This window comes from Pseudomonas sp. St316, from assembly GCF_018325905.1.
In the GTDB taxonomy this organism is placed as follows: Bacteria; Pseudomonadota; Gammaproteobacteria; order Pseudomonadales; family Pseudomonadaceae; genus Aquipseudomonas.
The window spans coordinates 3229304-3251691 of the sequence record NZ_AP021901.1 but is presented as its reverse complement, the minus strand read 5'-3'; the positions used below and the strand labels follow the sequence as shown (position 1 = coordinate 3251691).

The 22388-nt window shown below is 60.4% G+C and carries 21 protein-coding genes; 15 read left to right on the top strand and 6 right to left on the bottom strand.

The genetic code is table 11. The features are described 5' to 3' along the window. The first annotated feature begins 111 nt into the window (after positions 1–111). On the top strand, positions 112–636 hold the full coding sequence (locus tag KI237_RS14635) for a hypothetical protein (RefSeq protein ID WP_212800425.1): 525 nt from the start codon (positions 112–114) through the stop codon (positions 634–636). Between the two features lie 179 nt (positions 637–815). Beyond that, a complete protein-coding gene (locus tag KI237_RS14630) occupies positions 816–2381 on the top strand; it encodes a M10 family metallopeptidase C-terminal domain-containing protein (RefSeq protein WP_212800424.1) in 1566 nt (521 codons plus the stop codon). A 154-nt stretch (positions 2382–2535) separates the two neighbouring features. Here KI237_RS14630 and KI237_RS14625 read toward each other — a convergent pair whose 3' ends face one another. Further along, a complete protein-coding gene (locus KI237_RS14625; RefSeq protein WP_212800423.1) occupies positions 2536–3918 on the bottom strand; it encodes an XAC2610-related protein in 1383 nt (460 codons plus the stop codon). Between the two features lie 155 nt (positions 3919–4073). Between KI237_RS14625 and KI237_RS14620 the strand changes: the two genes are divergently transcribed. Continuing rightward, complete coding sequence (locus tag KI237_RS14620; protein ID WP_212800422.1) at positions 4074–4703, top strand: LysE family translocator; 630 nt, start codon at positions 4074–4076, stop codon at positions 4701–4703. Positions 4704–4766: 63 nt separating this feature from the next. Continuing rightward, a complete protein-coding gene (locus tag KI237_RS14615) occupies positions 4767–5462 on the top strand; it encodes a class I SAM-dependent methyltransferase (RefSeq protein WP_212800421.1) in 696 nt (231 codons plus the stop codon). Here the strand turns inward: KI237_RS14615 and KI237_RS14610 are convergent. The 3 genes from KI237_RS14610 to KI237_RS14600 form a co-directional block, all read right to left on the bottom strand. Beyond that, positions 5437–6009 (bottom strand): histidine phosphatase family protein, encoded by a 573-nt coding sequence (locus tag KI237_RS14610; protein ID WP_212800420.1) that lies wholly within the window; start codon positions 6007–6009, stop codon positions 5437–5439. The two genes, KI237_RS14615 and KI237_RS14610, sit on opposite strands and share 26 nt — an antisense overlap. Before the next feature lie 243 nt (positions 6010–6252). Continuing rightward, positions 6253–7491, bottom strand: coding sequence for an OprD family porin (locus KI237_RS14605; protein WP_249410734.1), 1239 nt, complete (start codon positions 7489–7491; stop codon positions 6253–6255). A gap of 120 nt (positions 7492–7611) precedes the next feature. Next, positions 7612–8895 carry an MFS transporter gene (locus tag KI237_RS14600; RefSeq protein ID WP_212800419.1) on the bottom strand — a complete coding sequence of 428 codons (1284 nt, stop codon included), beginning with the start codon at positions 8893–8895 and terminating at the stop codon, positions 7612–7614. 253 nt (positions 8896–9148) lie between these two features. Between KI237_RS14600 and KI237_RS14595 the strand changes: the two genes are divergently transcribed. The 11 genes from KI237_RS14595 (at position 9149) to KI237_RS14545 (ending at position 19943) form a co-directional block, all read left to right on the top strand. Beyond that, on the top strand, positions 9149–10096 hold the full coding sequence (locus tag KI237_RS14595) for a LysR family transcriptional regulator (RefSeq protein WP_212800418.1): 948 nt from the start codon (positions 9149–9151) through the stop codon (positions 10094–10096). 92 nt (positions 10097–10188) lie between these two features. Beyond that, the gene (locus KI237_RS14590; RefSeq protein WP_212800417.1) at positions 10189–10980 is read left to right on the top strand and encodes a putative hydro-lyase; all 792 of its coding nucleotides are present in this window, start codon (positions 10189–10191) and stop codon (positions 10978–10980) included. Positions 10981–11020: 40 nt separating this feature from the next. Then, positions 11021–11581, top strand: a complete 561-nt coding sequence (locus KI237_RS14585; RefSeq protein ID WP_212800416.1) for a hypothetical protein — start codon at positions 11021–11023, stop codon at positions 11579–11581. A gap of 174 nt (positions 11582–11755) precedes the next feature. Further along, on the top strand, positions 11756–12676 hold the full coding sequence (locus KI237_RS14580) for a LysR family transcriptional regulator (RefSeq protein ID WP_212800415.1): 921 nt from the start codon (positions 11756–11758) through the stop codon (positions 12674–12676). A 241-nt stretch (positions 12677–12917) separates the two neighbouring features. After that, positions 12918–13559, top strand: a complete 642-nt coding sequence (locus tag KI237_RS14575; protein ID WP_249410733.1) for a hypothetical protein — start codon at positions 12918–12920, stop codon at positions 13557–13559. Next, entirely contained in the window at positions 13556–14452 is an 897-nt protein-coding gene (locus KI237_RS14570) for a fatty acid desaturase family protein (protein ID WP_212800413.1), read from the top strand. The genes KI237_RS14575 and KI237_RS14570 overlap by 4 nt, the downstream gene beginning before the upstream one ends. Positions 14453–14455: 3 nt before the next feature. Then, on the top strand, positions 14456–15190 hold the full coding sequence (locus KI237_RS14565; protein WP_212800412.1) for a metal-dependent hydrolase: 735 nt from the start codon (positions 14456–14458) through the stop codon (positions 15188–15190). Between the two features lie 93 nt (positions 15191–15283). Continuing rightward, the gene (locus KI237_RS14560; RefSeq protein ID WP_212800411.1) at positions 15284–16663 is read left to right on the top strand and encodes a UDP-glucose dehydrogenase family protein; all 1380 of its coding nucleotides are present in this window, start codon (positions 15284–15286) and stop codon (positions 16661–16663) included. Between the two features lie 176 nt (positions 16664–16839). Then, on the top strand, positions 16840–17547 hold the full coding sequence (locus KI237_RS14555; RefSeq protein ID WP_212800410.1) for an HPP family protein: 708 nt from the start codon (positions 16840–16842) through the stop codon (positions 17545–17547). A 134-nt stretch (positions 17548–17681) separates the two neighbouring features. Continuing rightward, positions 17682–18788 carry an enoyl-CoA hydratase/isomerase family protein gene (locus KI237_RS14550; protein ID WP_212800409.1) on the top strand — a complete coding sequence of 369 codons (1107 nt, stop codon included), beginning with the start codon at positions 17682–17684 and terminating at the stop codon, positions 18786–18788. 3 nt (positions 18789–18791) lie between these two features. Continuing rightward, entirely contained in the window at positions 18792–19943 is a 1152-nt protein-coding gene (locus KI237_RS14545; protein WP_212800408.1) for an acyl-CoA dehydrogenase family protein, read from the top strand. A 525-nt stretch (positions 19944–20468) separates the two neighbouring features. On the opposite strand, the gene KI237_RS14540 is transcribed toward KI237_RS14545, so the two are convergent. Both KI237_RS14540 and KI237_RS14535 read right to left on the bottom strand, forming a co-directional pair. Further along, a complete protein-coding gene (locus KI237_RS14540; RefSeq protein ID WP_212800407.1) occupies positions 20469–21242 on the bottom strand; it encodes an enoyl-CoA hydratase in 774 nt (257 codons plus the stop codon). Between the two features lie 13 nt (positions 21243–21255). Further along, on the bottom strand, positions 21256–22383 hold the full coding sequence (locus KI237_RS14535) for an acyl-CoA dehydrogenase (RefSeq protein ID WP_212800406.1): 1128 nt from the start codon (positions 22381–22383) through the stop codon (positions 21256–21258). Positions 22384–22388 lie beyond the last annotated feature (5 nt).

Sequence of the window (22388 nt, the reverse complement as noted above, 5' to 3'; positions counted from 1 at the left end):
GGCCGCATTTGCGGCCTTGTTTATTCTCGCTATCCCAGTTACAGCTTGTCCAACCACAGTTGGATGCCGTTAAACTGTGCGCCCTCTGATGTCACCTCCAGGAAGGAATCGATGACGTTTCGCCTATTGGGCGCGGCTGCGGCCCTATTGCTGTTATCTGCTTGCTCCAACTATCAGTACAAATCTTTTGTCGGAAATTTAGATGATCCTGCCCTCCGGGTCTTGGACTTGTCCGATGGCGTGGCCGATGCCCCGGTTATCTACTTCGAGACGATGCAATATCGGGATCTCGGTATACCGTTCCACCGCCTGCTCCTCGCAGTCCGAGTTGATGGCCAGCCCCTACCTTATGCAGGAAAGTATTCCATTCTGGATTACTTCGGTTACCAAGCCATTCGGCTGACGCCAGGCTCGCACTCTTTGGAATGGTGCTGGGTCTCGATGAATAAGCTGGGTACAGGTGGAGGCAAGTGCGGCTTTGGTGCCCCGGACCTCAGGTTGGAAGCCGGCAAGCATTACCTGGCCACCTGGTCATCGTCGACAGCGATGATAGGCGTCTCTGGGAGCGAGCAAATGCAGATCAGCGTGACTTCCTATGTGCTTGACCGGGACACCAAGAAACAGGTCTACCCCTGACACAAATCCTCAGGTGTTCTGTTGTTTTTGGATAGCAATTGATTCAGGACCGTCAGGCCGGCGGCGGATTACTGGTGACCGTTAGTCGGTTGCCAGATGCGCCGTTTATCCATTGGTCTGGCGCACCAGTGGTTCCAGGCTAGAGTAATTCCTTCAGGATATTTTTGAAGGATGGAGACATGGCCAGCACTTACAGCGCCCCGGGGATCATGATCGTCGATATCGCCGGGCACACCGATAATGTCCAGGACATGACCTTACAGCCCGACGGTTCAGTGCTGATCGCCGGCTTCAGTTACCACAGCGATGACCTGGATGACGGCAAGGATTTTTCCCTGACCCACCTCTACGCCGATGGTCGTTTGGATACGACCTACGGCAACGCAGGTCGGCTGGTGATTCACAAGCAAATCCCCCTCGACAAGGCATACAGCCTTCAAGTCCAGGGCGATGGCGCCGTGGTGACGGCTCACGAAGGCCATGATGACACCCCGATCGTCCAACGATGGGGGCCAGACGGTAAAGCCGATACCGCGTTCAACAGCAATGCCCAAGCCAGCCTGTCCAGCGGGTTCGGCTCCGCGCCGCTAGTGGACGTCAACGCCGACGGCAGCTTGCTGGTCGGTGCAATCGAGGGCAATACGTTGAAAGTGGCGCAACTGCTTGCCGACGGCACGCGGGACCTGTCCTTTGGCACGGATGGTGTGTTGACTTTGCAAGCCCAGGGGACGTTTGCGTTCATGCAGGGCATCACCGTCCTGAAGGATGGCAGCGTGCTGGTCCAAGGCGCCACCGACTTTGACAACAGCCTGCTCAAATACAATGCCAACGGGGAGTTGGACAGCCACTTTGGCGATAATGGCGTCGTCGCGCTCACCAGCTTTGCCAGCTACAACGGCCATGTGGTTGTACAAGACGATGGCAAAATAATAGTCGCCAGCACCGTCGCTTTCGATGACTTTTCCGCGCTGCGGCTCAACGCCGATGGCAGCCCCGACATCAGTTTCGGTAATCAAGGATTGGTCAGCATCGACTTGCCCGGTGTGTCGGCGGCGGCCAACGAAATCACCCTGCAGAGCGATGGAAAAATTTTGCTCGGCGGAAGCACTTTTGCCAACGGAGGCAGCGACTATGCTGCAGTTCGGCTCAATGCCGATGGCAGCCTGGACACCACGTTTGGTAGCGCCGATGGCAACACAAGACTTACCGGCTCCTCTGGCCATGATGAATTGCAAGGCTTGGGTACTGACGAAATCCTGCGCGGTCTTTCAGGGGACGACGTGCTACAGGGCAATCTCGGTCGTGACCTGCTATCCGGTGGCGCGGGAAGCGATGTATTCAACTACGCCAACGTCGCCGACAGTTTTCGCACCGCTGACAGCAGCGGCAGTGACCGCATACTCGACTTCAACCCCAGTGAGGATCACATCGACCTCAGTGCCCTGGGCTTTACGGGTATCGGGAACGGATACGATGGCACCCTGGCGATCGGAACTAACGCAGACGATACCCGTACGTACCTGAAGAATTTCGAGGCCAATGCCGACGGCCAACGCTTCGAGCTGGTGCTCGACGGCAACCTTGCCGCACAGCTCAACGACAGCAACCTGATATTCAGCGCGGCAAGCGATACCGCCCGCTCCGGCTTCGATGCTGCCAAGGGCCAAGTCGAGCTTTACGCGCCTGAACACGTGGAACTGACGCTGATAGGCAGCGTGGATTCACACAGCTATGACCTGACGTGACCTGAGAGGCTTTGACTGCAGACTCTTTCCTTGCCTAGCCATCCATCATGTCGGCGGCTTGCTGGGTCGCCATATCGGCCATCGAACTGGGATTCGATCAGGGTATGGGGCACGCCAGGACTGAGCCCCACCTTCCTCCACCCTGATGCCGTGCTCAACGCTGCTTCAAATACACCCCAGCCAGCCTGTCCGGCGAATCCGGCCCAGCGTTGTACCCAATGACCGCAAAGCCTTTCACCAGTTGAATGTGATAAGGACCGTTTTTCTCGGACGCTTGCGGCTCGCGTACGATGATCAGGTTTTCGCTTTCCATCGGTACGGTGTGATGCTCGGTCATGCTGCCCTTCAAGGTCACGCTGAATTCGGCGACTTCTTTTCCGTTGGCGTCGCGGTCCGGCAGGATCTTCAAATCCAGATCCGCGTCGCGCCCCAGGGCATCCTGGCGCATCTGGTAATGGCCGCTGCGCAGGTCAGCGTCGACGTCGTCGATTTTGTCGCCGTCCAATTCCCGTTCTTCATCATGCAGCAGGACTTTCAATTGGCGGTCGTCGCCCTTGGCGCCGCTGACCCAGGTGCCGGTGAAAGGATAAGGTTCGACTGTTTCCCGGGAGATCAGCCAGGTACCGGTTTGACGACCGTCATCGGCGTATTCGTGGAGGCTGATGAGGTCGTCGTCGGCGTCTTCCCGAATCCCCAGCAGTTTGATCGGTTCGCCAGTGCCAGCCTGGGTGTGGCGCACCTCGCCAATGATCACGGCACCTTGGGCCTGGTACCAGAGTTCTACCGGGGCCTTGGCGTCGAGGGTTCCGGCAAGAATCACTGGATCCTCCTTTTCCGGACCTTCCAGGCTTGATTGTTCGCGCCACTGGCCATCTTTCAATGCGCCGGTGGTGCGCAGCGTGTAGCCGCTGGGCATGCTGGTATTTTCGCCTGGCTCGGTCGGCTGGATTTGCTCCTCGGTTTCTGAGTAAAGCAAGACCAACTCGTCGCCGTGCATTTTCCAGTGGGTGGCGCGAGTCCAGCAGCAGTCGCGGTCAGTTTGCGAAAGCAGGATGCCGTCCAGCGGGCTGACGGAGAACATGCCTTTGCTGTCCTCCTTTGCCAGGCCGGTCAGCGCAGGGTTGAGGATCCATTGGGTTTTCTTCGGGGCTTGCAGGTAGACGTCGAACGCCGGTTTGTAGCTCGCGTCGGGATTGTTGCCGTTACGAATCGCCAAGTCCAGGCGGCCATCGAAGTTGAAGTCGTCGAAATACAACAGGCTCTGGGGGCCGAGTAGCCAGTTATCGACCTTGCCGTTGCGGTCCACGGGCACATTGCCGGCGGGCGTCTGCAATTGCTGCAGGGCTTCGTGGGTGGTGTTGTCGCGAAGGGTGATGAACGCGTGCGCCAGTTGATGCGGGTCTTGCGGCGGCTCCGGGAACAACACTTCGACCAGGTATTGGCCGCTGCGATCATTCACCGAAAACGCCCTGGGCTCGGCCATGGCCGGGGCTACCAGCGTCATGGAAAGAAGCACACTGCTGATGAGCGAACGCATCCAACCACTTCCTTGCTGAAATTCGGGCCAGCAGTTTAGCGATTACCATGACGCAGCGCGAGAAACGACTGTTGCTATCAGATTGGCCCGGACTGTAACTGACGCCCTCCTCGTGATTCGCTTACTGTCGTGGCTCATCCCTCGGAGTGATCCCCATGCCGGATACCGCCAATCTCTACCTGTTCGTGGTTGCTGTCGTGCTTTTACTGATCGTTCCGGGACCCAACATGGCCTTCGTCACCAGCCATGCGCTGGCCCACGGCTGGCGTGCCGGCGTTGCGGCCGCCCTTGGCATTTCCTTTTCGGACGTGCTGATGACGATGATGGTAAGCGCCGGCATTGGTGCGCTGGTGATGAGCTGGGCGCCGGCGTTCGACATCCTGCGCCTGGCCGGGGCCGGCTATCTGCTGTGGCTTGCCTGGCAAGCACTGAGAACGCCAGCAGCGACTCAGGACAGTCAGCTCCAGGCAGCTTCACTGTGGAAGATCTTCTGCCGAGGCGCCCTCAACAGCCTCTTGAACCCCAAGGCACTGCTGTTCTTCATGGTGTTCCTGCCCCAGTTCGTCAACGTCAAGGCGGGAGGCGTCAGCGTGCAGTTGATCTTCCTGGGCGCGCTGCTGGCCCTGATTGCACTCGTCTTCCATACGCTGCTGGGTGTTTGCGCCGCTCAACTCAGGGCGAAACTGGCAAACGGTGGGCTTTCAAGGCGTCTGGGCACGTATGGTTTTGCCGGGGTCATGGCAGCGCTGGCGGCACGCCTGTTGTTTCTTGACCGCCCGCTTTGACCACTGGCTTTCCTGCGCCAGCGATTGGCCTATGCTTAGCCAATCCATTGCGGAGCTGGATCAATGTCGTCCCCGGAAACCACCCTCCTTCAAAGCTGGCACCACAATGCTCGATCCTGGATCGAAGCCATCCGCACGGGTGCCATCGAAAGCCGGCTGACGGTCACGGACCAGGCCATGCTACTGGCGGTGCAGAGCCGTCAGCCCGAGCGCGTGCTCGATCTGGGTTGCGGCGAAGGCTGGCTGTTGCGGGCCCTGGCTGAACGGGGCATCGATGTGGTCGGTGTGGATGGCGACGCGACGCTGGTCGATGCGGCGCGCGCGGCAGGTTCCTCGCCGGTGCATCTGGCGAGCTATGACGCGCTGGTGGAGGCGAAGGTGGACATCGGCAGTGACTATGACCTGATCTGCGCCAATTTCGCCCTGTTGCACCAGGACATCATCCCATTGCTCGCGGCGATGAATGCCCTGCTCAGCCCCGGCGGCGCGCTGGTGGTTCAGACGCTGCATCCATGGACCGTGGCGGCGGGCGATTATCAGGACGGTTGGCGAGAAGAAACCTTCGATGGCTTCAAGGGCCAATGGCAACGTATGCCGTGGTACTTTCGCACCTTGTCCAGTTGGCTCAATGCCCTGGACATGGCCGGTTTCCGATTGGTGGTCCTGCAGGAACCTCAGCATCCACAAAGCCCGGTGCCGCAGTCTTTACTGCTGGTGGCCGAGCAAATCCCCATCATGGCGTTAGCGACTCGACGGTAAAACACCCGGAGCGATAAACCCTGCGCGCCTGCAGTCCGCGCTTTTGCAGGGTTTTCCTGACAGTTCTGAGAAACATGCCGTGAGAGACAACGATCGTGATCTTCCCCGGTTCGCCGCAGCTGTTGTAAAGCTCATCGGCGACACCAAGCGCCCGCTGGTGTTCGGCTTTTCGGCTGGCAGCCCCCAGGGAAATCCCCAGCAACCACAGGATCCTGTGCAACGCGAACCAATGCCTCAAACCCATTTTCAAGACGGGAATGCGGCTTAACCGCAGGTCGTATTCACGTAGTCGAGCATCCTGTTGAATACGTGTGGCTTCGAATAGCTGGCATGCCGTCGCGTAGGCTCTGTTGACGGGAGAGGAGATGATGTTGGCTTCGCTTGCCAAAAGAACTTTGGACAAGTCCGGCTGACTTAAAAATGCGGCAATTTCACTCTCATCGATAGACGAGGTCTGATTGTATTCATCCAGTAACAGCTTGGCTGAATGCGCATTGCAGGGTTTGTAATCGATCAGCGGCGTGGCATGGCGTATCAGGTAAATCACAGCGACAGCTCCCTTGTTTGTCTTGAAAATCCCTTTCGAAGCGCACCTGTATACACGTAACGACGCCGCTCATCGAGTTTGGTAGATATCGTGGCGAGCAAGCTTGCTCCCGCACGACTGCAGGAGCTTGCGTAGGAGCTGTCGAGTGCAACGAGGCTGCGATCTCTCAGAAAACACTTAAATCTCAAGCGAAAGATCAAAAGATCGCAGGCTTCGCCAGCTCCTACAGCGTTCTGCGGGGGCTTACCAAAGCGCCATCGTGTAGCTGACGATCAACCGGTTCTCATCCAGGTCGTTGCCAAAATTCGAACGCACCGTTGCGTTGCGCCATTTCAAGCCCAGCCCTTTCAACGTGCCGTCTTGCACCACGTAGGCGATATCCGTATTGCGCTCCCATTCCTGACCTTCGCCCGGTGCGCTGCGCTGGACGTTGTCGCCAGTGATGTAGCGAGTCATGAAGGTCAACCCGGGTACGCCAATGGCCGCAAAGTTGTAGTCATAACGGGCTTGCCAGGAACGCTCGTCGACGTTGGCGAAGTCGCCGATCTGCACGAAGTTGACCAGGTAGGGATCGCTGCGTCCGATGTACGGGAACGGATCGTCGCCGCTCATGCGCTGGTAGCCCAGGCCCAACGCATGGCCCGCCAGGCTGTAGGTGAACATGGCGCCGAAGGCCTGGTTGTCGAGTTCGCGAAAACTGCCGTCTTCGGTGCTGCGCGAATAGCGCACGTCACTCTTGAACGACTGGCCTGCGCCCAGATCCAGGGTGTGGACGAAACCGAGGTAGTTCTGTTGGTAGATGTCTTCCAACAGGCTATAGCGGTATTGCGCCGTGAGGTTCGGCAGGAACTGATAATCCGCCCCGGCGAACTGGAACTTGTCGCTGCTGCCGCCGATGCGGTTGGCAGTCATGTCCTGATAGTCAGTGGAGTCGACAAAATTGATCTGCGTGAGTTGCCCTGCGGTCAGCTTCAAACGATCAATTTGCTGCACGCTCAGCAAGCCGCCCTTGAACGTTCCTGGCAACAGGCGCGTGTCGTTGGAGCTCACCGCAGGGTCCTTGATCTGCAAGGTTCCCAGCTTCAAGGTGCTGTTGGACACACGGACTTTGGCAGTCAAGCCCAGTTCGCCATAGCGGTCTTGCGAGCCGCCAGACAAATCCGCCGGCAACAGGTTGGTGCCTGCCGTACCGCCCCCGGAGTCCAGTTTGAAACCGGCCATGCCCAAGGCATCAAGGCCCAAACCCACGGTCCCGGCGGTGTATCCCGACTCCATCCGCAGCAGAAATCCCTGCGCCCATTCTTCGGCTTTGTCCCGTGCTCCCTCTTGGCGGAAGTCGCGGTTGAAGTAGAAGTTGCGGGCCTCCAGGCTGCCTTTGCTGTCGGCAATGAAGTCGGCCTGGGCGTTCGGCACGCCGATCAGGCTCAAGCCCAGCAACGTACCGGCGGGGGTATAAAACCAGGTGGATGTGAAATGCCCCATGTCATGCTCCTTCTTTTATGGACGCGAGCGAACCCTCTCGGGGGCGTTGTAATCGCGTCCGATGGTTGTTGTTTTAAGGGTTGTTGCGGCGTCCGCGCTATGCGCGGACGTCACGGGTGGTCAGGACTCGAGCTCTCTGCCGCGAGTTTCTGGCAGGCTCAATGCCGCCAGGATCACCACGCCATAGGCGCCAGCGGCGAACACGCCGATCCCGGTGCCGATGGGCAAGGTGTTGCTCAACGCGCCGATGAACAATGGGAACAGCGCCGCAATGGAACGCCCGGCGTTGTAGCAGAAGCCCTGCCCCGACCCGCGCATACGGGTGGGAAACAATTCGGTCAGGAACGCGCCCATGCCAGCGAAGATGCCCGAGGCGAAGAAACCCAGTGGAAAGCCCAGCCAGAGCATCCAGGTGTTATCGATAGGCAGTTGGGTATAGGCCAGGACGATTGCCATGGACCCAATGGCGAACAGGATGAAGTTCTTCTTGCGGCCGATGGCATCGGTCAGCAACGCACTGGTCACATAGCCGACGTAGGAACCGACGATGACCATCGCAAGATAACCGCCCGTACCAAGCACGCTCAGGCCACGCTCGGTTTTCAGGTAGGTCGGCAACCACGTGGTGATGGCGTAGTAGCCGCCCAGCGCACCGGTGGTCAACAGCGAAGCACGCAACGTCGTGCTGAGCATCCGTGGGGCAAAGATCTCGAAGAAGGCCCAGCGAGAGCCCAGTTCCGGCTTGGCCTGGCGCTCGCGCACCGCATGTTCGAAGGTGTCCGACTCCTTGACCAGTCGACGGACCACCAGCACGAACAACGCCGGTACCAGGCCGATCATGAACAATGCCCGCCAGGCGTCTTCCGGCGGCAGGAAACTGAACAGTCCGGCATACAACAGCGCCGTCAGCCCCCAGCCCAGCGCCCATCCGGCCTGTACCATGCCCACCGCTTTGCCACGGTCCCTGGAGCGGATCACCTCGCCGATCAACACCGCCCCCGCAGTCCATTCACCGCCGAAGCCAAAGCCCATCAAAGTCCGGGCCACCAGCAATTGCTCGTAGTTCTGCGCCAGCCCACACAGGAAGGTGAAGAATGCGAACCACAGGACCGTCAATTGCAGGGTCCGTACCCGGCCGATACGGTCGGACAGGATCCCGGCGATCCAACCGCCGGCCGCCGAGGCCAGCAGCGTGCAGGTACCGATCAAGCCGGCATCCCCCTTGGAAATCCCCCAGGTCGCGATCAGGGTCGGGATGACGAAACTCAGCATCTGCGTATCCATGCCGTCCAGGGCATAGCCGATCTTGCAGCTCCAGAATGTACGTTTTTCATTTTTCGACAGGGGGCCGTACCAACTGAACGGGCCCGTGCGCCCTGTCCCGGTGGTTACGCAGTCAGTCATGGTCTTTTCCATGGAAGGTTCCTGCGGCAGCAAGCGAAGATGACGGACACGCCTCGTTATTTTTTTGTGAAGGCGTTGTCGTTGGGGATGCGGACGCAGTGGCTGCGTCGTGGAGCGGATTCTTTGCGGCGAATCAGCAAGGCGTCAAACGGGAAAAATACAAGATCGGACATAAGAAAATTTGATGCACCCGAAGGCCCGATCTGGAGTAACAATTGCAATCATAAGAACCACACGCCCCCAGAGAGCCTTCATGAACCTCAAATTCCTCGAAACCTTTGTCTGGGTCGCCCGGCTACAGAGCTTCAGCCTCACCGCCGAGAAGATGTTCAGCACCCAGGCAGCGATCTCCAGTCGGATCGCTTCGTTGGAAGAGGAATTGGGCCTGCGCCTGTTCGTGCGCGATTCACGCGGGGTTTCGCTGACACCCGAAGGCCTCAAGGTGCTCGACTACGCCGAACAGATGCTCGAAGTGCAGCGGGCGTTGAAGCAGTCACTGGACACCACCAGCCCGCAGCAAGGTTTGGTGCGCATCGGCGTGATGGATACGGTGATCCACACCTGGCTCAGCCCGTTGATGTCGATGCTGATGCAAGCCTTCCCCGCCGTGGAAATCGAAATCACCGCCGATGCCGCGCGCAATCTCTGTGACCAACTGCAAAAAGGCTACCTGGACATCGTGTTCCAGACCGATCTGGTCCGCCACGAAAGCGTGCGCAACCTGGAGTTGGGTCACTACCCCATGCACTGGATCGCCGCCAGCCAGTCGATCTATGCTCGCCCCTATGCGTCGCTGCTGGAGATGGCCGGCGAGCGCATCATCACCTTCGTCAAGCATTCGCGACCGCACCAGGATGTGCTCAACCTGTTGTACGCCCATGGGGTAACGGCGCCGAGGGTCAGTTGCGTCAACTCGGTGTCGGCCATGACCCGATTGATTCGCGACGGATTCGGCATTGGCGCCCTGCCCGCCGCGCTGGTGGCCAAGCCCCTGGCCAGCGGCGAATTGATCCAGCTCGAACCCGGCACCGCCCTGCCCCAGCTCGACGTCGTCGCCTCGTGGCGCGCGGGTGTCGGCCTGGAACTGATCGAGAACATCGTCCAGATGAGTCGCCAGGTGGTCAGCCAATACGCCGTTGATGTCGGGCCGCAACGCATTGTGGCGGCTCCCGGGCTGAACAGCCAACCAGCTCTTGAATAACTTTTAGTTGTCACGGGGTAGCAATATTCCTTGTTGGACGTCATCGCCACGGTGTTCTCAAAGTAGCGAACGAACGCTTGGAGAGCCCCGTCATGATGTCCTTCGAACAACTGCAGCAATGCACACCCCTGGCCCTGCGCCAAAACATCGCCGCCGGCCAATACCAGGGCCATACCAGTGGCCTGGGCCAGGGCCGCGTGCAAGCCAATATCGTGATTCTGCCCGGCGACTGGGCCAATGAATTCCTGCGCTACTGCACACTCAATCGCCAGGCCTGCCCGGTGCTTGATGTGACCGAGCCAGGTGATCCGTTCTTCCGCAACCTGGGCGCCGCCATCGATATCCGCCACGAGGTGCCTCAGTACCGCGTCTACCGCCACGGCGAGTTGAGTGAAGCGCCGCTGGACATCGAACACCTGTGGCAGGACGACCTGGTGGCCTTCGCTCTCGGCTGCTCGTTCTCGTTCGAACAACCCCTGCTGGAGGCCGGCATCCGTTTGCGGCACATCGAGTTGGGGCTCAATGTCGCGATGTTCCAGACCAACATCGACACACGCCCCACCGCTCGCCTGTCTGGCAAAATGGTGGTGACCATGCGGCCGATGAAAGCCGCCGCGGCGATCCAGGCGATCCAGATTACCGGGCGCATGCCCAACGTTCACGGCGCCCCGGTGCACATCGGCGATCCGTCACTGATCGGCATCCGATCCCTGGACGCGCCGGATTACGGCGATGCCGTGCCGGTGGAAGCGGACGAGATTCCGGTATTCTGGGCCTGCGGCGTGACACCCCAATCGGTGGTCCAGGCCTCGCGTCCACCGCTATGCATCACCCACGCCCCGGGCTGCATGCTGGTGACGGACTTGTGCAACAGTGATTTGTAAACCTCGGACGAGGCTGTTTTTCAACTTGAAGGGACACACGATGAACACCGCTCAGCGATCGATTCAACAGTACATCAGCGCCAAGGACAGCAACCGCCCTCACCTGCTGGACCAGGCTTTCACGCCGAATGCTATCCTGCACATGGTGGTGCGCACCGGCTCCATCACGTTTCCCGACCACGTTGAAGGCCGTACCGCCATTGGCGAGGTGTTGGTCAGTCGCTTTGGCCAGACCTACGAAAACGTCTATACGTTCTGCCTGGCCGCCCCGCCACCGGCAAACGCCGAGGCGTTCCAGTGCAAATGGCTGGTGGCAATGTCCGACAAGAACAGCGGCGAGGCACGCGTCGGTTGTGGCCTGTATGACTGGCAGTTCGATCCGGCGTCGAGACTGGCCAAGCGACTGACCATCACCATCGAACACATGAAGACCCTGCCGGCGACTGATTTGCCGATGATCATGGCCTGGGCATCGAAGTTGGATTATCCATGGTGCCGGCCTGAGGCGATTATTGATAACGCGCCGGACTCAAGCGCGTTTCAGGACGTGATCCAATTCGTGATGAATCCAATCAATGAAGAAAGCAGCGTCAGGCACTGATCCTTGTGGCGAGGGGATTTATCCGTGGGAGCAAAGCTTGCTCGCGATGCAGACGCCTCGGTCACAGGGAGACCGCGCTGGCCTTATCGCGGGCAAGCCTTGCTCCCACAGGTGGGGATACTCCCCCAGGCCACCGTTTCCATGCTCCCATGACAGCGCCAAGGAACCGCCCAAGTGAACATCAAGTTTCTCGAAACCTTCGTCTGGGTCGCCCGCCTGAAGAGCTTTCGCCTCACCGCGGAAAAGCTGTTCACCACCCAGGCGTCCATTTCCAGTCGGATCGCCGCCCTGGAGGACGAAATGGGCGTGCGCCTGTTCGTGCGCGATTCCAAAGGTGTGTCGCTGACCTCCGAAGGCCAGCGCGTGCTGGAGTACGCCGAGCGCATCATGGATACCATGCAAAGCATGAAAGCCGTGATCAAGGATCCGCGCCAGGTGCGCGGCCGGATCCGCATCGGTGCGATGGATACGGTGATCCACACCTGGCTCAGCCCCTTGGTGACACGCCTGATGGAATGTTACCCGGCCCTGGAAATCGAATTGTCGGCCGACACCGCGAGCAACCTGTGCTCGCAACTGGAAAAAGGCTACCAGGACATCATTTTCCAGACCGACATCCTGCGCCTGGACAGCGTGCGCAATGCACTGCTGACCCGTTACCCGATGCACTGGGTGGTGCGCACCGGCTCTGCCTATGACCGCACCTATGCGTCGCTGGAGGACTTGTCCCAGGAACGCATCGTGACATTCTCGCGCAACTCACGCCCCCACCAGGACATTCTCAACCTGCTGCATTCGGCCAACATCGTCTCGCCACGCATCAACTGCGTGAACTCGGCCTCGGCGATTACCCGCCTGGTTCGCGACGGCTTTGGCATTGGCGCCATGCCCGCGGCGCTGGTCGTCGGCGAACTGGCCCACGGCACATTGACGTTGGTGGACGGTGTGCCGCTGCCATCGGTCATGGACATCGTGGCCAGTTGGCGGACCGGCGCGGGAATGGAACGGGTGGAAGATATCGTCAGCCTGACCCGCGAAGTGGTCAGCGAATTTGTCGCACAATTACCGGCCGGGTACCGACTCGATATGAACTGAGCCGCCCCATTCATTTCGTCATCAGATATTCACACCGGTGACATACCGTGGGCACCGATTGATCCCGTCCCACGATCGGTGAGCCGTCTGCCTGATGCAAACATTCCTGAAAAACAGAGCGCCCGACGCGCCGACTACAACGCCGAATCATTGGGAACACAGGCATGACGCGCAGAATAGCGACAGGTCCCGTGAGCGTGAAATCTGTGTTCGGTTCCTGTCGTGTGCAGACATCCCCTCGTTGCTTGAACTCGAACAAAAGAAATGGACGGACGATCAGCGTGCCGATGCCGCCATGCTGGCCTCCCGAATCGCCGCATTCCCTGCCCTGAGTGTCGGTGCGTTTTGCACACGCAGCGGCACCGCCCGGGCATCGCTGTTCATGAAACCGACCCGGCACGATCATATTCGCCAGTGCCCGACCTGGGCAGACTGCGTGAGCCAACAGCACGGTGACGAATCGGCCAGAACGGATGCGTTGTTTGGCATCAGCCTGAGCAGCGTCGACCCGAAGGCGGCCAATGCGATTTTCGAGTTCTTCTGGCCCTACGCGCTGAAACAAGGTTGGTCGGTCATCTATCTGGGATCCCCTGTCCCGGGCCTCAGGGATTGGCGCTCGAAAAACCCGGGGTTCACGGTGGCGTACTACATCCTGAGTAAACGCCAGGGGCTGCCGTTGGACCCACAGTTGCGGTACTACTTCAAAAAAGGCTTTCGCAAGATTGTCGCCATCAAAGACAACTACTTCCCCCATGAGCCTTCGCTGGATGTCGGCGTGCTGATCCAGGGCAAAGTGCCGCTGTCGGGCCTTTCGTTCATCTGGAAGAGAGTTCCGTTGCCCTGGTTGCAACGCATGAAAAAACTGGTCTTCGTGTGCCTGTGAACACCTCCCAGGCTGTAGCCGCTGCGCGTGAAGGAACCTTGCCTTCATCGGACAGCAACCTTCCCAGCTACCTGTTCATGGTGCTGTGCGTCCTGAATACCGCCGCGATTGCCTGGCTGGCGACGCACGAGGCATTCGTATGGCTGGCTGTCGCCCCCCTGATCGTGCTCCAGGCGATCCTGATGATCGGCGTCCAGGAGATCAAGCATCAAGGCGTGCATCGCCAGTTCCTCGTGGGCACACGCCTCAATGACGCAGTGGGCGTGTTCGCGGCGGGCATTTTTGCGGCCAACTTCGTGGGCTACCGCTACTTCCATCTCGAACACCACCGCAAGACCTGCCAGACCGATGATCCCGAAGGCTTGATGTACGAACAGACCTGGCCGACCCGCTGGATCAGCCTGCTGGGCGCCGCAGAGCAACTCTGGGTGGCGATCTCCACCAACAGGATCTCCCGCCGCTACCTGCCGCCGAACGCAGCCTGGCGCTGGCGCTGGAACAACGCCCTGATCGTCGTTTTGGCGGGGGCGCTGGCGTTCGGTCTCTATGAGGTGCCTCGCCTGGTCGTCTGCGTCTATCTACTCCCTTATTGCCTGTTTGCCTGGATGGATTTCTGGCTGACGCAGGCCGAGCACTATGGTGTACGGATCGCGGCCCAAGGCCCGCGCCGCCCGCCCTGTGAAATCACCACGGACGTGCGCCTGCCAAAGGCCCTCTCCTGGCTGATCCTGCATCGTTCACTGCATCGCACCCACCATCATGCGCCGGTAACCCGCTGGTTCCACGCGTACGCACAATCGAGGGTGCTCGCCCAAGACAAGCCCGGTGGAACGACAGAGCTGCCCACGTTCGTTGCGACATGGATGCGACTCGGTCCCCGACTCTGGAAATAAGCCATGAAAAACAACTGCGAGCCCTTCTGGAACGACACACCGATCAGGACCTACCTGTTCGATGCCTTTTCGGTGCTGCTCCCTGCCGGCGAACAATTTGTGATTTCGGTGGTGGAGTCATCCGCTTTGCAGTTGCCGCCAACCTCGACACTGGCTGACCAGTCACGCAACTTCGTGGCCGAGGAACGCGCCCACCAGCGAGCCCATCGCCTCTACAACCAACAACTGGAAAAGCAGGGTTTTGAAGTCAAGAAATACGAACGCGAGATCGAAAAGGACCTCGATGCCCTGCGTGCCAAACTGTCACTCCATGCCCAGCTATCCCTGGCCGCGGCGTTCGAGCATGTGACGGCCGTCACCTCGCGGATTGCCTTGCGCCGTGGTGGATTGCTTTCTACCCGCGCCTCGCCGCAAACACGCCTGTGGCGCTGGCACTGCGCCGAAGAAGTGGCTCATCAGCACGTCACCGCCGATCTGCTCCAGGCGCTGGGTGTCCCCTATTGGCAGCGGATTTTCTATTTTTTGGCCGCATCGGCGCTGATGACCTTCGATGTCCTGCGGCATCTGCATGGTTTTGCTCGCGGGGACATTGCCCGCGGCCGCGTCAGCGCCAGGCAGCTGCGACGGGCCATGGGGCGCCTGCTGCTGCGCGATGGCGCGAACCTGGTGCTGCTGGCAAGCGGATGGGCCGCCTACTTTCTTCCACTGAAAACGAATATAGCGCCGGGCTGTAAGTGAACTGCAACATCCCCGACTTACTCTGGACCGAGCGCACCGCGGCGAACGCTGACTGTGCATGTCGCTCGCTCGGAATGATCCAAGGAATCCACCATGAAAATCAGTGTATTCGGAAGTGGCTATGTGGGCTTGGTACAAGCCGCCGTGTTGGCCGAAGTGGGCCATGACGTGGTGTGCATGGACATAGACGAGCGCAAGGTCGACAGCCTGCGCCAAGGCCAGGTAAGCATTTACGAGCCGGGCCTGGCCGCGCTGGTGCGTGAAGGCCTGGAGGCTGGCCGTTTGCATTTCACCTGCGACGAACAGCTCGCCGTGCAGCACGGCCAGGTGCTGTTTATCGCGGTGGGCACGCCTTCCCGGGACGATGGCAGCGCAGATTTGACCCAGGTCCTGGCTGTCGGCGAGGCCGTCGCCCGCTACCGCGAGCAACCGCTCATTGTGGTGGAGAAGTCCACCGTGCCGGTGGGCACCGGCGACGTTCTGCGGGCGCACATCGAAAAATGCCTGCTCAAGGCCAGTCGCCTGCTGCAGTTCGATATTGTCTCCAACCCCGAATTTCTCAAGGAAGGCTCGGCGGTCGCCGATTGCCGTCGTCCGGATCGCATCGTGATCGGCTGCGAGCGCGATGAAGTGCGCGAAATCATGCGCGACCTTTACGCCCCGTTCAACCGCAACCACGACCGGGTCCTGTTCATGGACCTGCGCAGCGCCGAGCTGACCAAATACGCCGCCAACGGCATGCTGGCGACCAAGATCAGTTTTATCAACCAGATCGCCGAACTGGCCGAGCACCTGGGGGCCGACATCGAGTCCGTGCGCCTGGGCATCGGCGCTGACTCGCGCATTGGCTATCACTTCATTTACCCGGGTTGCGGCTACGGCGGCTCGTGCTTTCCCAAGGACATGCGTGCCTTGATCCACACGGCCGAGCAGGCTCATTGCTCCAGCGACCTGCTGCAAGCAGTCGAAGCCATCAACGGGCGGCAGAAACACAAGCTGTTCGAGCGAATCAATGCGTTCTACCAGGGCGACCTGCGCGGCAAGACCTTCGCCCTGTGGGGCCTGGCCTTCAAGCCCAACACCGACGACATGCGCGACGCACCGAGCCGTACCTTGCTGGAATCGCTTTGGGCCGCGGGCGCCAGCGTCCGCGCGTTCGACCCGGAGGCGATGCAGCAGACGCAATTGCTCTACCCCGACGAGCCCCGACTCATGCTGATGGGCACACCGGAATCGGTGTTGCCGGGGGCCGACGCGCTGGTCATCTGCACCGAATGGCAGCCCTTCAAGGCGCCGGACTTCGACCTGATCCAGCAACGGCTCAAGACTCCGGTGATTTTTGACGGTCGTAACCTGTTCGATCCGGAGCGCATGGCCGACAAGGGTTTCACCTATTTCCCGATGGGCCGCGGGCAGTCGCGCAACCTGCCCATTGCCCAGCAAACGTGGTTCCCTGTTTCGAGAAGCGCATGAGCTGTGGCGTTACCTCAAAATTAATGCACTCAACCAGCATTTATATGAATTTGTAAGCAAGGGCTGTGAACGGCACACTGTGCACCGTTCCTCCCCCAACTGTTGGAACACTTAAAGGGCTTTCTGGGACTCCCCCGTAAGCCCCTTTTTTTGTTCGTTTTTTGGATTTGCGCTTAATGTTCTCTCGCTGGTTTCCCGCCGCTATCAATACCCGTCCCACCGAATGGAGCCGCGCCGCCATCGGCATGGCGCTGGGGACGATGTTCAGCGTCTGGCTATGTGGCCAGGTGTTTGGCCTTGAGGTGGCGCAACACCTGATCGGTCCTCTCGGCGCCTCGGCGGTGCTGTTGTTTGCGGTGTCATCGGGTGCCCTCGCCCAGCCCTGGTCGATTGTTGGCGGCTACCTGTGTGCGTCGCTCGTGGCGCTGCTGGTGGCCCATGTATTGGGCCGCACATTGGGTAGCGCCTGCCTGGCAGCGGGCATGGCGCTGGTGTTGATGTGCTGGCTGCGCTGCCTGCACCCGCCGGCAGGCGCCCTGGCGGCGACGCTGGTGCTGGCCGCCCCGTCTATCATTGCCTTGGACTGGCAGGTCGTCGGTGCGGCCATGCTGGCCGGTTCCGGGCTGCTGGCCTTTGCGCTGGCCTATAACAATCTGACGCGGGTGCGCTATCCGAAGCGAGCCAGCGAACCGGTGGCTGTCATACCGGCTGACCACTCGCCCGTCGATCGGCAGGCGATCACGGCTGAAGACCTGAAACTGGCCTTGGCGCAAATGGAAGCATTCTTTGACGTCACGCCGGAAGACCTTGAGCAATTGATCCACGCCAGCGAGCGTAATGCCAAGCGCCGCAGCATCACGGAGGTTCTCTCTGGTCGCGGTTGAGCCTGTGGCTGCTATAAATATGCAGGAAGGACCTGCACGTATTCGGGTTGTGCAATGCAAATTTGCACTGATACGATCCTGAATGGGTACGCGCGACACAATTCATAAAGAAGAACAAAAGCAGGGAGTTAGCGATGACAGCTCAGGTTTCATCACACGCCGCGCCAACCATCGACACCGCGGCCTATGAGGTGCTGGTCGAAGTTCGCAATCACATTGGCCATTTGACCCTGAACCGCCCCGCCGGCCTCAATGCCCTCACCCTGGGCATGGTGCGCAGCTTGCAGCAACAACTCGATACCTGGGCTCTCGACCCACAGATCCGCGCCGTGGTGCTGCGTGGTGCGGGCGAGAAGGCGTTTTGCGCCGGCGGTGATATCCGTTCGTTGTACGACAGCCACACGCAGGGCGACACCTTGCACGAAGATTTCTTCGTCGAGGAATACGCCCTCGACCTGACGATTCATCACTACCGCAAACCCGTCCTCGCCCTGATGGACGGCTTCGTGCTGGGCGGCGGCATGGGGTTGGCACAAGGAGCCGACCTGCGGGTGGTGACCGAGCGCAGCCGCCTGGGCATGCCGGAAGTCGGCATCGGGTATTTTCCGGACGTGGGCGGCAGTTACTTCCTGCCGCGCATTCCTGGCGAACTGGGTATTTACCTGGGCGTCAGCGGCGTGCAGATCCGCGCGGCCGACGCCTTGTATTGCGGGCTGGCCGACTGGTATCTGGACAGTCGCAAGCTTGAACAGCTCGACGCGCGCCTCGATCGCCTGGAGTGGGGTGATACGCCACTCAAGGATCTGCAAAGCCTGCTGGCCAAACTCGGCGTGCAACAACTGCCTGCCCCGCCCCTGGCCGACTTGCGGCCCGCCATCGACCATTTCTTTGGCCTGCCCGACGTGCCGAGCATGGTCGAGCAGTTGCGCCAGGTCACCGTCGCCAACAGCCACGAATGGGCAATAAAGACCGCCGACCTGCTGGACAGCCGCTCTCCCCTGGCCACAGCCGTGACCCTGGAAATGCTGCGGCGCGGTCGGCATTTGAGCCTGGAAGAATGTTTTGCCCTGGAACTGCATCTGGACCGGCAATGGTTCGAACGCGGTGACCTGATCGAAGGCGTGCGCGCCTTGCTGATCGACAAAGACAAGAACCCGCGTTGGAACCCTCCGACCCTGGAGGCGTTGGACGCCGACCATGTGGCGAGTTTCTTCGACGGCTTCGACGACCACGGGAACTGAGCCATGCATGACCTCGAACTGACCGAAGAACAAGTGATGATCCGCGACATGGCCCGGGACTTCGCCCGTGGTGAAATCGCCCCCCACGCCCAGGCGTGGGAAAAGGCCGGCTGGATTGACGATGGCCTGGTGGCGAAGATGGGGGAGCTGGGCCTGTTGGGGATGGTGGTGCCAGAAGAATGGGGCGGTACCTACGTCGATTACGTCGCCTATGCCCTGGCCGTGGAGGAAATCTCCGCAGGCGACGGTGCTACCGGCGCACTGATGAGCATTCACAATTCGGTGGGTTGCGGGCCGGTACTGAATTTCGGCACCGACGAACAAAAGCAGACGTGGCTGGCCGACCTCGCCAGTGGCCAGGCCATTGGCTGCTTCTGCCTGACCGAGCCGCAGGCCGGCTCCGAAGCCCACAACCTGCGCACACGGGCCGAATTACGCGATGGCCAGTGGGTCATCAACGGTGCCAAGCAGTTCGTCAGCAATGGCAAGCGAGCAAAACTGGCGATCGTGTTTGCCGTGACGGACCCGGAGCTGGGCAAGAAAGGCATTTCGGCGTTCCTGGTGCCCACCGATACGCCGGGGTTCATCGTTGACCGCACCGAACACAAAATGGGCATCCGCGCCTCGGACACCTGCGCGGTCACCTTGAACAACTGCACCATTGCCGAGGCCAATCTGTTGGGGGCTCGCGGTAAAGGCCTGGCCATCGCCCTGTCCAACCTGGAAGGCGGCCGCATCGGCATTGCTGCGCAAGCCTTGGGTATCGCCCGTGCTGCCTTTGAGGCGGCACTGGCTTACGCGCGCGATCGGGTTCAGTTCGACAAACCGATCATCGAGCACCAGAGCATCGCCAACCTGCTGGCCGACATGCACACCCGCATCAACGCCACCCGCCTGCTTATCCTCCACGCCGCCCGCCTGCGCAGCGCTGGCAAGCCGTGCCTGTCAGAGGCCTCCCAGGCCAAGCTGTTTGCCTCGGAAATGGCCGAGAAAGTCTGCTCCTCGGCCATACAGATTCATGGTGGGTACGGGTATCTCGAGGATTATCCGGTAGAGCGCTACTACCGCGATGCGCGGATTACCCAGATCTACGAAGGGTCGAGCGAGATACAACGCATGGTCATCGCCCGCGAGTTGAAAAACTACCTGGTGTGAGGCCTGAAAAAGCATCGCGAGCAAGCTCGCTCCCACAGGGGCCGGCGGTGTACATACACATTGCGCACACCCCAAATCCACTGTGGGAGCAAGCCTGCTCGCGATGGCGTTGGATCAATCACTGAGATGCCGGATGTACCGGACTCTTCGCGAGCAAGCTCGCTCCCACAGGGGCCGGTGGTGTACATCCACATTGCGTACACCCCAAATCCACTGTGGGAGCAAGCCTGCTCGCGAAAGCGTTGGATCAATCACTGAGATGCCGGATGTACCGGCCTCTTCGCGAGCAGGCTCGCTCCCACAGGGGCCGCTGGTGTACATACACATTGCGCACACCCCAAATCCACTGTGGGAGCGAGCTTGCTCGCGAAAGCGTTGGATCAATCACTGAGATGCTGGATGTACCGGACTCTTCGCGAGCAGGCTCGCTCCCACAGGGGCCGGCGGTGTACATCCACATTGCGTACACCCCAAATCCACTGTGGGAGCGAGCTTGCTCGCGATGGCGTCAATGGAAACGCCGCGTTACTTGTCCTGGAACTCCGGCGCACGCTTGGCCACGAATGCCGCCATGCCTTCCTTCTGATCGTGCGTGGCAAACGCGGCGTGGAATACCCGGCGCTCGAAGCGCACGCCTTCGGACAGGCTGACCTCAAAGGCGCGGTTGACGCTTTCCTTGACCATCATGCTGATAGGCAGCGACTTGGAGGCGATCAACGCTGCAGTCTTCAGTGCCTCGTCCAACAGTTCATCAGCCGGTACGATCCGCGCGACGATGCCGCAGCGCTCGGCTTCCACCGCATCGATGAAGCGCCCGGTCAGGCACATTTCCATGGCCTTGGCCTTGCCCACCGCGCGGGTCAGGCGCTGGGTGCCGCCCATGCCCGGCAGCACGCCGAGGTTGACCTCCGGTTGGCCGAACTTGGCGTTGTCGCCGGCCAGGATGAAGTCACACATCAACGCCAGCTCGCAGCCACCGCCCAAGGCAAAACCGTTCACCGCCGCGACGATTGGCTTGCGGCGGTTGGCCACGCGGTCGCTGTCGCTGAACAGGTCGTCCAGGTAGATCTGCGGGTAGGTCAGCTCGGCCATTTCCTTGATGTCAGCACCGGCGGCAAAGGCTTTTTTCGAGCCGGTCAGCACGATGCAGCCAATCTTCGGATCAGCCTCCAGGCTGTCCAACGCCTGGTTCAGTTCGCTGACGATCTGCGCATTCAGGGCGTTCAATGCCTGGGGACGGTTGAGGGTGATCAGGCCGACGCGGTCCTTGATCTCCAATAAAATCGTTTCGTAGCTCATGCAGGACTCCTGTTCAAAGATTGCGCGAAATGACCATGCGCTGAATGTCGCTGGTGCCTTCGTAGATCTGGCAGACTCGCACGTCGCGGTAAATGCGCTCCAGCGGGAAGTCGTTGAGGTAACCGTAGCCGCCCAGGGTTTGCAACGCCATGGAGCAGACTTTTTCAGCCATTTCCGAGGCGAACAGCTTGGCCATGGAGGCCTCCACCAACGCCGGCTGGCCGCTGTCTCGCAGGGCGGCGGCGTAGTGCACCATTTGCCGGGCAACGGCGATCTGGGTCGCCATTTCGGCCAGGCGGAACGCCACGGCCTGGTGCTCGATGATCGGCTTGCCGAAACTGGAGCGCTCACGCGCATAGTCCCGGGCCGCCTCGAATGCCGCACGAGCCATGCCCACCGCCTGCGCTGCGATGCCCACCCGTCCGCCTTCCAGGTTCGCCAGGGCGATCTTGTAGCCCTCGCCCTCCTCACCCAGGCGATTAGCCAGCGGCACCTTCACCTCCTCGAAGAGGATCTGGCAGGTGTCGGAAGCGTGCTGGCCGAGTTTGTCTTCGACCCGGGCCACGCTGTAGCCCGGCGAATCGGTCGGCACGATGAACGCACTGATGCCACGCTTGCCGGCGCTCGGATCGGTCACCGCGAACACAATCACCACCCCGGCGTTCTGCCCGGAGGTGATGAACTGCTTGCAACCGTTGAGCACGTAATGATCACCCTCCAGCCGCGCCCGCGTCTTGAGGCTGCTGGCGTCCGAACCGGCCTGGGGCTCGGTCAGGGCGAAGGCACCAAGCATCGCGCCACTGGCCAGGGGCGTGAGGAATTTCGCCTTCTGCTCATCGTTGCCGAACTTGAGGATCGGCACGCAGCCCACCGAGTTGTGCACGCTCATGATGGTCGAGCACGCGCCGTCGCCGGCGGCGATTTCCTCCAGGGTCATGGCATAGGCCAGGTAACCGGTGTCACAACCGCCCCATTGCTCCGGCACCAGCATGCCGAAAAAGCCCAGTTCGGCCATTTCAGCGATAGCTTCCCGGGGAAAACGGTGCTCACGGTCCCATTCGGCGGCGAACGGTTTCAGGCGTTCCTGGGCGAACTGCCGGGCCATGTCGCGGATTTGGGTCTGTTCTTCAGTCGGGAGCATGGTGA

What these genes read in the sequence shown, in the direction of transcription:
- KI237_RS14635 (WP_212800425.1), top strand. Translation starts at nt 112, where the DNA reads ATGACGTTTCGCCTATTGGGCGCGGCTGCGGCCCTATTGCTGTTATCT.
- KI237_RS14630 (WP_212800424.1), top strand. Translation starts at nt 816, where the DNA reads ATGGCCAGCACTTACAGCGCCCCGGGGATCATGATCGTCGATATCGCC.
- KI237_RS14625 (WP_212800423.1), bottom strand. Translation starts at nt 3,918, where the DNA reads ATGCGTTCGCTCATCAGCAGTGTGCTTCTTTCCATGACGCTGGTAGCC.
- KI237_RS14620 (WP_212800422.1), top strand. Translation starts at nt 4,074, where the DNA reads ATGCCGGATACCGCCAATCTCTACCTGTTCGTGGTTGCTGTCGTGCTT.
- KI237_RS14615 (WP_212800421.1), top strand. Translation starts at nt 4,767, where the DNA reads ATGTCGTCCCCGGAAACCACCCTCCTTCAAAGCTGGCACCACAATGCT.
- KI237_RS14605 (WP_249410734.1), bottom strand. Translation starts at nt 7,491, where the DNA reads ATGGGGCATTTCACATCCACCTGGTTTTATACCCCCGCCGGTACGTTG.
- KI237_RS14600 (WP_212800419.1), bottom strand. Translation starts at nt 8,895, where the DNA reads ATGACTGACTGCGTAACCACCGGGACAGGGCGCACGGGCCCGTTCAGT.
- KI237_RS14595 (WP_212800418.1), top strand. Translation starts at nt 9,149, where the DNA reads ATGAACCTCAAATTCCTCGAAACCTTTGTCTGGGTCGCCCGGCTACAG.
- KI237_RS14590 (WP_212800417.1), top strand. Translation starts at nt 10,189, where the DNA reads ATGATGTCCTTCGAACAACTGCAGCAATGCACACCCCTGGCCCTGCGC.
- KI237_RS14585 (WP_212800416.1), top strand. Translation starts at nt 11,021, where the DNA reads ATGAACACCGCTCAGCGATCGATTCAACAGTACATCAGCGCCAAGGAC.
- KI237_RS14565 (WP_212800412.1), top strand. Translation starts at nt 14,456, where the DNA reads ATGAAAAACAACTGCGAGCCCTTCTGGAACGACACACCGATCAGGACC.
- KI237_RS14560 (WP_212800411.1), top strand. Translation starts at nt 15,284, where the DNA reads ATGAAAATCAGTGTATTCGGAAGTGGCTATGTGGGCTTGGTACAAGCC.
- KI237_RS14555 (WP_212800410.1), top strand. Translation starts at nt 16,840, where the DNA reads ATGTTCTCTCGCTGGTTTCCCGCCGCTATCAATACCCGTCCCACCGAA.
- KI237_RS14550 (WP_212800409.1), top strand. Translation starts at nt 17,682, where the DNA reads ATGACAGCTCAGGTTTCATCACACGCCGCGCCAACCATCGACACCGCG.
- KI237_RS14545 (WP_212800408.1), top strand. Translation starts at nt 18,792, where the DNA reads ATGCATGACCTCGAACTGACCGAAGAACAAGTGATGATCCGCGACATG.
- KI237_RS14540 (WP_212800407.1), bottom strand. Translation starts at nt 21,242, where the DNA reads ATGAGCTACGAAACGATTTTATTGGAGATCAAGGACCGCGTCGGCCTG.
- KI237_RS14535 (WP_212800406.1), bottom strand. Translation starts at nt 22,383, where the DNA reads ATGCTCCCGACTGAAGAACAGACCCAAATCCGCGACATGGCCCGGCAG.